Source organism: Mesorhizobium sp. LSJC285A00 (assembly GCF_000503155.1).
GTDB lineage: Bacteria > Pseudomonadota > Alphaproteobacteria > Rhizobiales > Rhizobiaceae > Mesorhizobium.
Genome location: NZ_AYVK01000032.1, coordinates 1 through 12,348 on the forward strand (window position 1 = coordinate 1; position 12,348 = coordinate 12,348).

Here is a 12,348-nt window from a genome sequence, read left to right on the forward strand (position 1 = left end):
CGCCAGAGGCAAAGGCGGCGGAAACGCCTGCAGTCGCCTCGGCCAGCGATGCGGCTCCGGTCGTGCCGGCATCGGCGCCGGCCCCCGCCGCCGTAGAGCCAGCCGATCCCACCGACGCCGCCATGGCGAGGACGCGTCGCCAGCTCGATTTGATCGACCAGATGCTTGGAGCAGCCCCGAAATGACCACCAATGTTGGCCAGGCCCTGCCGGCTCCCGCGCACGCCGGATCGAAGCAGTCGGCCTCAAACGCCAAGGGCGGCGACAAAAGCTTCGGCGACATGGTGCGCGGCGACGACGATGCGCCGACACCGATAGGCCAGGGAGCAATTGAGGCCGCGTCGCACGAGCCGCATTGGGCCAAACGCAGCCCTGCCGGTCCCGGCAAAAGCGAAATCCCACACACCCAGTCTGGCAAAACGGGGACGAAATCCGCTGCCGGCAAGGCCGCAAAAGAACATGCCGATAGTGGCCCGGACAAACCATCCAAGGACGCTGAGGTGGCCGGACGAGACGCGGATGCAGGATCGCTGCAGGATCATTTGCCACTGGTGCTGGCGTTGCACGATATCAGGCATTTCTCAACGGTCCGGACAAGCGGGAACGGCATCGCGACGAATGGACAGACTGGACAACCGGCGCCCGCTGGCGAGGCCATTTCTGCACAGACGTCGCCTCTGAAGAGACACCGCGCAGCGTCCGGCATTGACGACAGACTCGACACGACGACGCGATCCGAACGGGCCAAGCCCGGTACCAGCGTTTCCGCACAGGATCAGGCGCAAAAGCTGCCCGCGATCGGGCTCCAGTCCGGCAAACTGCCGCACCAGGATGGTCCGACGCCTCCTCTACCGGCGGACCAGACGGCAAGCGACGTTTCGGCACCCGAGGCAAAACGGTCCGCGCCGTCGGCGAAGTCCGTCGATGGAGCCCATTCCGCGGCATCGTCCACACAGGGAAAACAGCCGCCATTCGCTGCGCGCGTCGACATTGTCGCCGAACAGAGCTTCCCCGCGCCGGCGCATAGTCCGATAAACCAAACGACTTCGGCGCTTATCGACGCGCTGGCTTCGGATAACGGCCTGCGGCAAGCGGTTTCGACGCCGTCGACGACCGCCCAGACGGCCGGTTCTGTTGCCGTTCCGACACATATATTGAAGATCGAGCTTCACCCGGCAGAGCTCGGCATGGTCACCGCCAGTCTCAGGCTTTCCGGAGAACAACTTTCGATAGAATTGAAGCCCGAAACCCATGAGGCTTACCGCCGTCTCGCCACCGACAGCGACGCCATCGTGAAGTCGTTGCGCGGGCTCGGCTTCGATGTCGACAAGGTCACCATCCTGCAACCCTCGATAGCGATCCACGCAGCGGCCCGCAGCGATGCAGCGAACTCGCATCCAATGCCGCAAGGCCGCGACCAGTCCGCTTTTCAGCCCGGAAACTCGAGCGGCAACAATACGGGTTCGGGCGGCCAGCAGTCGGGAAGAAACCGCAATGACGATGCCCAGGAATTCGGCCGCGCTGGCGCGCCTGCTGGCGAGCGCGCTGGCGACGATATGTTTATCTAGCCTCGCCACCAAGCCGGCCACCGCCGCCACCAACCCTTGCGAGCCCGAGATTTTGCGTGCCGCCGACCGCTATGGCGTGCCCGCCGGCATCCTCTATGCGGTCGGGCTGACCGAGACCGGCAAGAAGGGTAGCTTGCAACCTAATGCGTTGAATATAGAGGGGAAAGCGGTATTTCCAAGGAACCGCACCGAGGCCCTGGCCACCTTCGAAGCAGCCCGGCGCGACGGCAAGACACTCATCGATCTCGGCTGCATGCAGATCAACCATCACTATCACGCCGCGCATTTCCGCAGCGTCGACGACATGCTCGACCCGCGCCAGAATGTCGACTATGCCGCACGCTTCCTGGCCAGCCTGCATGCGCGTCATGTCAGCTGGTCGATGGCCGTCGCCCGCTACCACGCCGGCCCCGACAATGATCCCGCGCAGAAATTCTATGTCTGCCGCGTCATCGCCAATATGGTCGCCACCGGCTTCGGCAAATGGACCCCGAACGCCCGCAATTTTTGCAACCTTTAGGTGAATCATCTCTTGCGAACGGCTGCAAATCCACGCCCGGCGGGTGACGTGCCACGTCACCCGTTCGGCAACCAACGATACAACCTCCTGATTGCGGTTATTTCGAAACTCGAAATAACTCCCAAGAAAATAGCTACAAGAAATGACGGTTGTTCAGGATTCCCTGCACCGGTTACGCCTCTTCCCACGGGGCAGATGATCTGATTCGGAGGCGGGGCCGATGATTGTAATCGTTGACGAGCGAGAGCTCGTAACTGAAGGCTATAATTCACTTTTCGATCGTGAGGGCGTTGCCTGTGCAGGCTTCGCGTCCGGTGAATTCGGCGAGTGGGTGACATCGGCCGCCGACACGGATTTGCGATCAGTCCGAGCCTTCCTCATCGGCGACTGCCGCGAAGGCGCCATCTCGCCACGCCAGATCCGCGACCGCACCGGCGCTCCGGTCATTGCGCTGAGCGAACAGCACTCGCTCGAGAATACGCTGCGGCTGTTCGAGAGCGGTGTCGACGACGTCATCCGCAAGCCGGTCCATATTCGGGAGATCCTGGCCCGCATCACCGCCATCCGCCGCCGCGCCTATGAGGACGTCAGCTACACCGAGATCGGCGCCATGCGCATCTTCATGGATGGCCGCGATCCCGAGATCGATGGCCAGCCGCTGCCTCTGCCGCGCCGCGAACGCCGCATCCTCGAATATCTGGCGAGCAACCGCGGACGCCGCGTCACCAAGACCCAGGTCTTCAACGCCATCTACGGCATCTTCGACGAAGAGGTCGAGGAGAACGTCGTCGAGAGCCACATCTCCAAATTGCGCAAGAAACTGCGCGAAAAGCTTGGTCAGGACCCAATAGATTCCAAGCGCTTCCTCGGCTACCGGCTGGTGTTCTGATGCCGGTCTGCGCCAGCCTCGCGCAAGACAAAAATTATATCCTCGCGACCACAGACATAGGCCCAACGATCTTGGGCATTGAGGAGACGTTTCGATGAGCCTTTACGGAATGATGCGGACCGGCGTTTCCGGCATGAACGCCCAGGCCAACCGCCTGTCCGCGACAGCCGACAACATCGCCAATTCCGACACCACCGGCTACAAGCGATCCTCGGCCGAGTTTTCGACGCTGATCATGCCGCAGGTCGGCGGCGCCTATAATTCCGGCGGCGTCAACACCACCATCCGCTCGGCCATCAGCGCCCAGGGCGTGCTGCAGTACACGACCTCGGTTTCCGACCTTGCGGTCAACGGCAACGGTTTCTTCGTCGTCCAGGACCCCAGCGGAACGCCTTTCCTCACCCGCGCCGGCGCATTCGTTCCCGACGCTCAGGGCAGACTGGTCAACGCCGCCGGCTACCAGCTGATGGCCTACAGCTACGCCAACGGCACACCGGCTGCCACCGCCAACGGTTTCGAAGGGCTGGTGCCGGTCCAGATCTCCGACCAGGAAATGACCGCGACGCCCAGCACCACGGGCAATTTCAATGCCAATCTGCCGGCTGGCGCCACGCCGCCCGCCGGTCCGCTGCCTTCCACCAACAGCCCGACCGCCGAATACACGTCGAAGTCCTCGATGGTCACCTACGACAATCTCGGCAACAAGAAGCTGCTCGACGTCTATTTCACCAACACCGGCACCGGCGCCTGGTCGGTCTCTGTGTTCGACCAGTCCCAGGCGACGCCGGGCACATCCTTCCCCTATACGGGCGGCGCGCTGGCCACGGCCAACCTGACCTTCGACACCACCACCGGCAAGCTAACCGGCGCGGTCGACAGCATAACGATCCCCGTACCGGGCGGTGCGTCGCTCGACCTCGATTTGTCCAAGCTGACTCAGCTCGGCACCGGCTTCACGGTCTCCGAAGCCAAGGTCAACGGCAACGCGCCCAGCACGATCGAAAAGATCCAGATCGGCGAGGACGGAGTCATTTACGCCCAGTATCAGGACGGCTCGACCAAGCCGCTGTTCAAGATCCCACTGGCCGACGTCCAGAGCGCCGACAACCTCACCGCACTGCCTGGCAATGTCTATGCGCAGTCCACCGACTCCGGCACCGTGCGCATCGGCTTCGCCAATGAAGGCAAGCTCGGCAGCATCATCTCCGGCGCGTTGGAAAATTCCAACGTCGATATCGCCGAGGAATTGACCAACATGATCGCGGCGCAGCGCAGCTACACCGCTAACTCGAAAGTGTTCCAGACCGGTTCCGACCTCATGGATGTCCTTGTCAACCTGAAGAGATAAACGACGGGCGCCAGGGGAATGAACCCAAACCAGAGCAGCGCGGTGCGCGGATTTCGAATTCAAGGCCACACCGGCAAACCGGCCGGGGTGGTCTGGAATTGCAGGTTTCCGAACGCCGACGCCGCCGACAGGGCAGAGACGTCATCCCCTCCCCACTGGCCTCGTGAAAGACCCGCATGTCGCTGACTTCCGCATTGACCATAGCCCAACAGTCGCTTCAGACCACATCGAAGCAGACCAGCGTCCTTTCCCGCAATATTGCCGACGCCAGCAACCCCGACTATGCCCGCCGCACGGCGGTCGTCGTCAGCAGCGCGCCCGGCGCCCGCTCGGTCGAGATCCAGCGCGCCACCAACGCCCTGCTGTTTCGCCAGAACCTTAGCGCGCAATCGGCATGGAGCGGCCAGAGCACGCTTTACAGCGGAATTGACCGCCTCGCCGTTGCAGTCAACGGCGTCGACAACGCCTCCTCTGCCTCGACCGCGATCGGCAAGCTGCAGAACGCGCTGCAGCTTTACGCCGCTACGCCATCCAACCAGAACCTCGGCTCCAGCGTCATCGACGCGGCCCAGCAGGTGGTGCGCGCTCTGAACGACGGCACCAACGCGATCCAGGATTTCCGCACCCAGGCCGATGGCGAGATATCAACGGCGGTTAACGATCTCAACTCGCTGCTTAGTCAGTTCCAGGACGCCAACAAGGCGGTCATCTCCGCAACCCGTTCGGGTACCGACGCATCCGACGCGCTCGACCAGCGCGACGCTTTGCTGAAGAAGATCGCGGACTATGTGCCGGTGTCGACCTTCACGCGTGGCGACAACGACATGGTCATCACCACCAGGGATGGCACGACACTGTTCGAGACCATTCCGCGCTCGGTAAGTTTCACCCCGTCGGCGGGCTACACGGCCGGCACACCAGGCAACACCATCTACATCGACAATGTGCCGGTCAGCGCCGGGGCTGGCGGCAACACCAGCGCCGACGGCAAGCTCGCCGGGCTCATCACCTTGCGCGACGGCGTCGCGGCGACGATGCAGAGCCAGCTCGACGAAGTGGCGCGCGGCCTCATCACCGCCTTTGCCGAAACAGCACCTTCGCAGCCCGACCGAACCGGCCTGTTCACCTGGTCGGGTGCGCCCGCCATTCCGGCCGCCGGCACGCTGATCGACGGGCTTGCCGGCTCGATCAAGGTCAACGCCGCAATGGACTCGAGCGTCGGCGGCAATCCGGTGCTGCTGCGCGACGGCGGCGCCAATGGTGCGGCCTATATCGCCAACACTGCCGGCAACGCCTCCTATTCGCAGCTCTTGATCGGCTATGGCGACAAGCTCGACAAGCCGATGCCTTTCGACGCTGCGGCCGGCATCACCGTCACGTCCAGCGTCTCCGACTACGCCGCCAATGCCATTGGCTGGTTCGAAGGCCAGCGCCAGCAGGCCTCGAGCAATGCAGACGCCAAGGAAGCGCTGGCATCGCGCACCGCCGAGGCGCTGTCCAACGACACCGGCGTCAATGTCGACCAGGAGATGTCGCTGCTGCTCGACCTCGAACACACCTATCAGGCCTCGGCGCGCATGATGAAAACCGTCGACGACATGCTGTCGGCCCTGCTCGATGCCGTAGGATAAGCCATGAAAGCCACATCCGTCTCATCAGCCGCCCTCTCCAACGCCGCGCGCTATCAGCAGATGCGCATGCAGGCCGAACTGGTCAAAGCCACCAAGGAATCGACGACCGGCACCGTCGCCGATGTCGGTCTGGCGCTCGGCGCGCGCACCTCGCAGGCGGTCACCTTCTCGCGCGACCTCGACCGGTTGAACGTCATCATCGATTCCAATTCGCTGGTCACCGCGCGGCTGTCCTCGACGCAGGCTGCGCTTGGCCAGCTTTCCGACACTGCGCAGAATTTGCTGACCGCGCTGACCGCCGCCGGCAATTCCTCGAGCACCATCACGCAGCAAGCCGGCAAGGCCGCCGTGCAGCAGATGACCTCTATCCTCAACGCCAGCGTCAACGGCGAATATCTGTTTGCCGGCACCAACACCGACGTCAAGCCGATCGACGATTTCACCGCCGCGGGCTCGCCGGCCAAGGCGGCGTTCGACGCTTCCTTCTCGTCGTATTTCGGCTTCACGCAGGCCGATCCGCTCGCTGCCAACATCACCGCCGCCCAGATGGACGGCTTCATCACCAGCAATGTCTTGCCGCAGTTCATGGGCTCCGGCTGGCAGGCCAACTGGTCGAACGCCACCGACCAGCAGATCGTCAGCCGCATTTCGCTGGGCGAAACCACCCAAACCTCGGCCAGCGCCAATGACGACAGCATCCGCAAGCTCGCCATGGCTTCCGCCCTGATCACCGGCCTGCTGTCCGGCAATATCAGCCAGGCGGCGAAGACCACCGTTGTCGGCCGCGCCCAGGCGATGGTCGGCGAGGCGCTGGGCGGGCTAGGGCAACTGCAGGCCGAGACCGGCCTTGCCGAGAAGCGGGTCTCCGACGCCAGCGACCGCATGAAGACGCAGGTCGACCTGTTCGAGCGCCATATCCTTGATCTGGAAGGCGTCGACCCCGCCGAGGCAGCCACCCGCGTCGCGGATCTGACGCAGCATATCGAGACGTCCTTCGCGCTGACCGCGCGCCTGCAGCAGATGAGCCTGCTGAACTACCTGACCTGACAATCTCAACCGCAACGGTAGAGCCAAACGATGTACCAATTCTCCTACGCCGACATCCAGACCGACTCCGTTGCCGATGCGAAAGATCGCGAGCGGCAGCTTTTGACCCGCTCGATCGAAATGCTGGCGGCGGCGGCGGCGGTCGGCCACACCTCGATGGAGGCGGTCGAAGCGCTGCACTTCACCAACCGGGTCTGGACCACCTTCGTCGAGGATCTCGGTTCCAGCGACAATGTCCTGCCCAAGGAACTGCGCGCCAACCTCATCTCCATCGGCCTGTGGCTGCTGCGCGAGGCCGAGGACATCCGCCAGGGCCGCACCGACAATTTCGAAGGGCTGATCGAAGTGTCCCAGATCATCCGGGACGGCATTCAATGACCAACACGCTGAAGATATCGCTGAAGCCGAACGAGAAGATCTACATCAACGGCGCCGTCATCCGCGTCGACCGCAAGGTCACCGTCGAGCTGATGAACGACGTACAGTTCCTGCTCGAGAACCATGTCATCCAGGCCGACGATGCCTTGACGCCGCTCAAGCAGCTCTATTTCATCCTGCAGGTGATGCTGATGAACCCGGCCGGCGCCATCGAGGCGCGCGCCATGTTCCGCCGCTCGCTGCCCTTGCTTTTGGCAAGCTTCGAGGATGAGCAGATCAGTGGCGCGCTGAAGCAGATCGACCGCATGGTCGGCGAAGACCATATCTATGAAGCGCTGAAGGCTATCCGTGCGCTTTATCCGCTCGAACGCCGCGCACTTGGCGGCAATGACGATGTTCAGGGTGCGAAGCGCCCGCTGGCCGTGGGAGCACAATACTGATGAATGTGGACATGACGACGACGATCCCCACGGGCGCCAACCAGGGCACCCAGCAGACGTCGAAGACAGCGGTCGACTACCAGTCGTTCCTGAAGCTGTTGATCGCCGAGATGAAGAACCAGGATCCGACGAAACCGATGGATTCGACGCAGTATGTCGCCCAGCTCGCCACCTTCTCGCAGGTAGAGCAATCGGTGCAGACCAACACCAAGCTCGACCAGATCATGCAGTCCTCGGCGCTGTCGCAGGCCGATGCCTTGATCGGCCGCTCGATCACCTCGGCCGACGGCAAGACGACCGGCGTCGTGGCCTCGGTCAAGCTTGCAAGCAACGGCGTGATCGCCGTGTTGCAGAACGGCACCGAAGTGCCGGTCGGCGCGGGCGTTTCGATAAAGCCGGCCAGCTAGACAGTTCCATAGAGGCGCGCTCACATGAACGAGGCCGACGCACTCGACATCGTCCAGTACGCGGTATGGACGGTGCTTGTTGCTTCCGCGCCGGTGGTGCTGGTCGCCATGGTGGTCGGCATCGGCATTGCCCTGATCCAGGCCCTGACCCAGATCCAGGAAATCACCCTGACCTTCGTGCCCAAGATCGTCGCCATCATGCTGGTCGTGGCGCTGACCGGTCCGTTCATCGGCAGCCAGATCTCGGCCTTCACCAACGTCATTTTCGAGCGCATTGAAAACGGGTTCTAGGCAGCGCTTGCAGGCGGCTGTGTTCCGGCTAGATTGCAGGCCATGACTCAGGCAGAACTCACCGGCAGGCCATGTGCGGAATAGCCGGCGTCTGGCGCAAACGAAACCCGATCGACGCCAACGACCTGTCGGATGTCGCCAGCATGATGCAGGCGTTGGTACATCGCGGCCCCGACGATCATGACAGCTGGCACAACAATCGGCTGGCGCTCGGTCACCGCCGACTTACCATCATCGATCCCTCGCCCGCCGCCCGTGAGCCGATGCTGACTTCTTCCGGCGATGGCGTTCTCGTCTACAATGGCGAGGTCTACAATTACCGCTCGCTGCGCGAAACGCTGCAGGCGCAAGGCGTCGTCTTTCGAACCATCTGCGATGCCGAAGTGGTTCTCGAAGCCTTGCATCACTGGGGCCCCGAAAAAGCCGTGCCGCTGTTCGACGGGATGTTTTCCTTCGCCTATTTCGACGCTCGCAGCAGTGCGCTGTGGCTTGCGCGTGACCGTCTTGGAATCAAGCCGATGTCGGTGGCCGACACGCCGGAGCGAATCCTGTTCGCCTCGGAGGACAAGGCGATCCTCGCCTGCGACGGTTTTCCGCGCGACATCGACAGCCGCGAGATCACCTTGCGGCTTGCCTGGCAGAGCCGCGATTCCAGCTACAGCCTGTTCGACCGCATCGAGCGCCTGCCGCCCGCCGGCCTGTGGAAGATCACCGATGGCGTTATCGAGAAGCGCCGCTTCTGGCATGTGCTGGACGTGCTGGAGACCGCGCGCATTACCGGCGATGCATCCGCTGATGCTGAACACATGGCGACGCTCGAGGCGTTGCTCAAGGACAGCGTCGGACTTCACTGCATCGCCGATACCAGCGTTGCCACCGCCTGCAGCAGCGGTGTCGATTCCGGCCTGATAACGGCGCTGGCAAAGCGGTTCAGGCCGGAAGTCCACGGTTATGTCGTCGACCCGCAGCTCGGCAACAGCGAGGCCGAAGACGCCGAACGCACCGGCCGCCATGTCGGCGTGCCCTTGCGCCGGGTGCCGGTCGACAGGAACCGGTTTTTCGAACTTTGGCCAAGGGTAATCTGGCATCTTGAAAGCGATGGCTGGCACGCCAGCCATGTCGCACTGCTGGCGCTTGCCGAACGATGCCGGGCCGATGGCGTCAAGGTGCTGCTCACCGGCGAAGGCGCAGACGAATTGTTTGGCGGCTACCCCTTGCAGGCCTTGAGCATGAAGAAGTGGCGTTCCTGGTCGTGGCCCCGGCGCCTGGTCCATTCGAAGCGCTCGCTCGACCGGAGATTCGAGCAACAGCGTCATGCCCCCTACAAGGTCTCGGCTGGAAGCCACTCACAAATGGATCGCAGCATGGTCCTGCGTGCTTTGTCGCCGGAGCTGAATTTTCTGCAAACCGAGATCTTCGACCGCCTGGAGCCGGTTATGCCGCCCGCGGATCGCGCCTTTCTCGGTAGTTGCCTCTACGACCTCTATTCGCATCTGCAGGACATCCTGCACCGGCACGACCGGCTGAGCATGGCGGCGTCCGTGGAACTGCGGGTCCCGTTCCTGGAAAACCGCCTGATCGACTTCGCCATCCATTTGCCGAGGCGGCAGAAATACCGCGACAAAACAGGAAAATGGCTTTTGCGAAAGGTCGCTGAAAAGCATATTCCGCGCCAGAACGTCCAGGCGCGCAAGATCGGCTTCGAGATGTCCTCGCAATTTTCGGCCGGCACGGAGACTTTGCTACGCGGCGGTTTCCTGCACGATGCCTTGAAATGGCCCGCCGCGAATTTGGAGGACATGGTCCAGTTGGCGCGGCGCGAGCCACCGTCCAGGCTGCGGCTTGTCGGCATGGAGCTTTTCCTGCGCCTTCACGCCGGCGGCGAGACGACAGGCACGCTGACCGAAGCCTTGCATACCGCTGCCCGGGACAGAAGCTGACTTCGCGCGCGGCCGACAGCCCCGCGCAGTGGACCAATGAGAACATCGCTCTGGGTAGCGGACCATTCCCGGCTGACGTATTTTCGCCTTGCTATCCTGTTGTTGGACCATGATCTTTTTCGAAGACGCGTTCGCCCTTTTGGATGTCGTGCTCTATTTCAAACGGATGCCATGATTGTCGTCCCCGCGGACGAAACCAGCACGTTAAGGTGGGACAGGTCTGATGATCGATGACGAGCCGGACAGCGAACGCGTTTCGGCGCTGGCGCCGTTCCGACACGGCATCTTCCGCGCCGTCTGGTCGGCCAGCCTGGTGTCGAATTTCGGTGGCCTGATCCAGGGCGTCGGCGCCGCCTGGATGATGACCACCATCGCCACGTCGCCCTATCAGGTGGCGCTGGTCCAGGCCTCGGCCACTCTGCCGATCATGCTGTTTGCACTCGTCGCCGGCGCCATCGCCGACAGCTTCAACCGGCGCAAGGTGATGCTGATCGCCCAAATCTTCATGCTGGTCGTCTCTGCACTTCTAACGCTGTTCACCTGGAACGGCTGGATGACGCCGTGGACGCTGCTTGCCTTCACCTTCCTAATCGACAGCGGCACGGCGCTCAACAACCCGTCCTGGCAGGCATCGGTCGGCGACATGGTGCCGCGCAACAAGCTGCCGGCCGCGGTTGCACTCAATTCACTGGGCTTCAACCTGACACGCAGCGTCGGCCCGGCGATCGGCGGCATCATCGTTGCCGCCGCTGGTGCGGCTGCTGCGTTCGCCGCCAATGCGCTGAGCTATATAGGTCTCATCATCGTGCTCTTCCGCTGGAAGCCGGAGCTGCCGGTCTCGACGCTGCCGCGCGAGACGCTGGGCGCCGCCATGGGCGCCGGCCTGCGCTATGTCGCCATGTCGCCCAACATCGGCAAGGTGCTGGTCAGGGGCTCCGCCTTCGGCTTCAGCGCCGGCGCGGTTTTGGCGCTGCTGCCGCTGGTGGCGCGCGACGTCGTCAAGGGCGATGCCTTGACCTACGGCATCATGCTCGGCGCCTTCGGCATCGGCGCCGTCGGCGGCGCGCTGATAAGCGTGCGTCTCAGACAATTGCTGTCCAGCGAGACGATGGTGCGGATGGCCTTCGCCGGCTTTGCCGTCTGCGCCTTCAATGCCGCCATCAGCCTCAATGCCTGGCAGACTGCGGCGGGTTTGCTCATCGGCGGCGCCTGCTGGGTGATCGCGCTGTCGCATTTCAACGTCACGGTGCAGATGTCGACGCCGCGCTGGGTCGTCGGCCGGGTGCTGTCGGTCTACCAGACGGCGACCTTCGGCGGCATTGCGCTGGGCAGCTGGATCTGGGGCGTCGTTGCCGATGCGCATGGCGCCGAAACCGCGCTGATTGCGGCGGCCATCGCGATGCTTGTTGGCGGCGCCATCGGCCTGTTCCTGCCGCTGCCGCAGCAGACGACTCTCAACCTCGACCCGCTCAACCGCTTCAAGGAGCCGCATCTCGGCCTCGACCTGAAGCCGCGCAGCGGCCCCATCGCCATCATGATAGAGTACATTATCCGCGACGAAGATGTACCCGAATTCCTCGCCACCATGGCCGAGCGCGGGCGCATCCGCCGCCGCGACGGCGCCCGCAACTGGACGCTGGCTCGGGACCTAGAAAATCCCGCAGTCTGGATCGAACACTACCACACGCCGACCTGGCTGGAATACATCCGCCACAACCGGCGCGCCACCCATGCCGACGCCGTCGTCGGCGAGCGGGTGCGGGCGCTGCACAGCGGCGACGAACCGCCGCGCGTGCGCCGCCTGATCGAGCGCCCGACGACCGCCGGCACCGCGCTGGTCTCGCCGAAGGGGCCGATCGATCACTGAGCTCGCCATAGCCGTAGCGCCGG

12 protein-coding genes and 1 pseudogene are annotated in these 12,348 nt (G+C 63.3%); all 13 read left to right on the plus strand.

Annotated elements, in window-relative coordinates; all coding sequences use genetic code 11:
* Positions 1-185: pseudogene (locus X726_RS01000000167305) on the plus strand (chemotaxis protein MotC); the annotation flags it as partial.
* Entirely contained in the window at positions 182-1,567 is a 1,386-nt protein-coding gene (locus tag X726_RS146105; RefSeq protein WP_023671886.1) for a flagellar hook-length control protein FliK, read from the plus strand. The pseudogene X726_RS01000000167305 and the gene X726_RS146105, both read left to right, overlap by 4 nt.
* Entirely contained in the window at positions 1,494-2,087 is a 594-nt protein-coding gene (locus X726_RS146100) for a transglycosylase SLT domain-containing protein (RefSeq protein WP_245272150.1), read from the plus strand. Before X726_RS146105 ends, X726_RS146100 begins: the two co-directional genes overlap by 74 nt.
* A gap of 220 nt (positions 2,088-2,307) precedes the next feature.
* On the plus strand, positions 2,308-2,976 hold the full coding sequence (locus X726_RS146095) for a response regulator transcription factor (protein WP_023671888.1): 669 nt from the start codon (positions 2,308-2,310) through the stop codon (positions 2,974-2,976).
* Positions 2,977-3,070: 94 nt separating this feature from the next.
* On the plus strand, positions 3,071-4,324 hold the full coding sequence (locus tag X726_RS146090; RefSeq protein ID WP_023671890.1) for a flagellar hook protein FlgE: 1,254 nt from the start codon (positions 3,071-3,073) through the stop codon (positions 4,322-4,324).
* Between the two features lie 176 nt (positions 4,325-4,500).
* Positions 4,501-5,955 (plus strand): flagellar hook-associated protein FlgK, encoded by a 1,455-nt coding sequence (gene flgK / locus X726_RS146085; protein WP_023671891.1) that lies wholly within the window; start codon positions 4,501-4,503, stop codon positions 5,953-5,955.
* A gap of 3 nt (positions 5,956-5,958) precedes the next feature.
* Positions 5,959-7,002: a flagellar hook-associated family protein gene (locus X726_RS146080; RefSeq protein WP_023671892.1), complete on the plus strand. Its 1,044-nt coding sequence runs from the start codon at positions 5,959-5,961 to the stop codon at positions 7,000-7,002.
* Between the two features lie 30 nt (positions 7,003-7,032).
* Positions 7,033-7,380: a flagellar biosynthesis regulator FlaF gene (gene flaF / locus X726_RS146075; RefSeq protein WP_023671893.1), complete on the plus strand. Its 348-nt coding sequence runs from the start codon at positions 7,033-7,035 to the stop codon at positions 7,378-7,380.
* On the plus strand, positions 7,377-7,820 hold the full coding sequence (flbT, locus tag X726_RS146070; protein WP_023671894.1) for a flagellar biosynthesis repressor FlbT: 444 nt from the start codon (positions 7,377-7,379) through the stop codon (positions 7,818-7,820). The genes flaF and flbT overlap by 4 nt, the downstream gene beginning before the upstream one ends.
* Positions 7,820-8,227 (plus strand): flagellar hook assembly protein FlgD, encoded by a 408-nt coding sequence (gene flgD, locus X726_RS146065; RefSeq protein ID WP_023671895.1) that lies wholly within the window; start codon positions 7,820-7,822, stop codon positions 8,225-8,227. Before flbT ends, flgD begins: the two co-directional genes overlap by 1 nt.
* Positions 8,228-8,251: 24 nt before the next feature.
* Complete coding sequence (gene fliQ, locus X726_RS146060) at positions 8,252-8,518, plus strand: flagellar biosynthesis protein FliQ (protein ID WP_023671896.1); 267 nt, start codon at positions 8,252-8,254, stop codon at positions 8,516-8,518.
* Positions 8,519-8,589: 71 nt separating this feature from the next.
* A complete protein-coding gene (gene asnB / locus X726_RS146055) occupies positions 8,590-10,458 on the plus strand; it encodes an asparagine synthase (glutamine-hydrolyzing) (protein ID WP_023671897.1) in 1,869 nt (622 codons plus the stop codon).
* 223 nt (positions 10,459-10,681) lie between these two features.
* Positions 10,682-12,325, plus strand: a complete 1,644-nt coding sequence (locus X726_RS146050; protein WP_023671898.1) for an MFS transporter — start codon at positions 10,682-10,684, stop codon at positions 12,323-12,325.
* The last annotated feature ends 23 nt before the right edge of the window (positions 12,326-12,348 follow it).

What these genes read in the sequence shown, in the direction of transcription:
- X726_RS146105 (WP_023671886.1), top strand. Translation starts at nt 182, where the DNA reads ATGACCACCAATGTTGGCCAGGCCCTGCCGGCTCCCGCGCACGCCGGA.
- X726_RS146100 (WP_245272150.1), top strand. Translation starts at nt 1,494, where the DNA reads ATGACGATGCCCAGGAATTCGGCCGCGCTGGCGCGCCTGCTGGCGAGC.
- X726_RS146095 (WP_023671888.1), top strand. Translation starts at nt 2,308, where the DNA reads ATGATTGTAATCGTTGACGAGCGAGAGCTCGTAACTGAAGGCTATAAT.
- X726_RS146090 (WP_023671890.1), top strand. Translation starts at nt 3,071, where the DNA reads ATGAGCCTTTACGGAATGATGCGGACCGGCGTTTCCGGCATGAACGCC.
- flgK (WP_023671891.1), top strand. Translation starts at nt 4,501, where the DNA reads ATGTCGCTGACTTCCGCATTGACCATAGCCCAACAGTCGCTTCAGACC.
- X726_RS146080 (WP_023671892.1), top strand. Translation starts at nt 5,959, where the DNA reads ATGAAAGCCACATCCGTCTCATCAGCCGCCCTCTCCAACGCCGCGCGC.
- flaF (WP_023671893.1), top strand. Translation starts at nt 7,033, where the DNA reads ATGTACCAATTCTCCTACGCCGACATCCAGACCGACTCCGTTGCCGAT.
- flbT (WP_023671894.1), top strand. Translation starts at nt 7,377, where the DNA reads ATGACCAACACGCTGAAGATATCGCTGAAGCCGAACGAGAAGATCTAC.
- flgD (WP_023671895.1), top strand. Translation starts at nt 7,820, where the DNA reads ATGAATGTGGACATGACGACGACGATCCCCACGGGCGCCAACCAGGGC.
- fliQ (WP_023671896.1), top strand. Translation starts at nt 8,252, where the DNA reads ATGAACGAGGCCGACGCACTCGACATCGTCCAGTACGCGGTATGGACG.
- asnB (WP_023671897.1), top strand. Translation starts at nt 8,590, where the DNA reads ATGTGCGGAATAGCCGGCGTCTGGCGCAAACGAAACCCGATCGACGCC.
- X726_RS146050 (WP_023671898.1), top strand. Translation starts at nt 10,682, where the DNA reads ATGATCGATGACGAGCCGGACAGCGAACGCGTTTCGGCGCTGGCGCCG.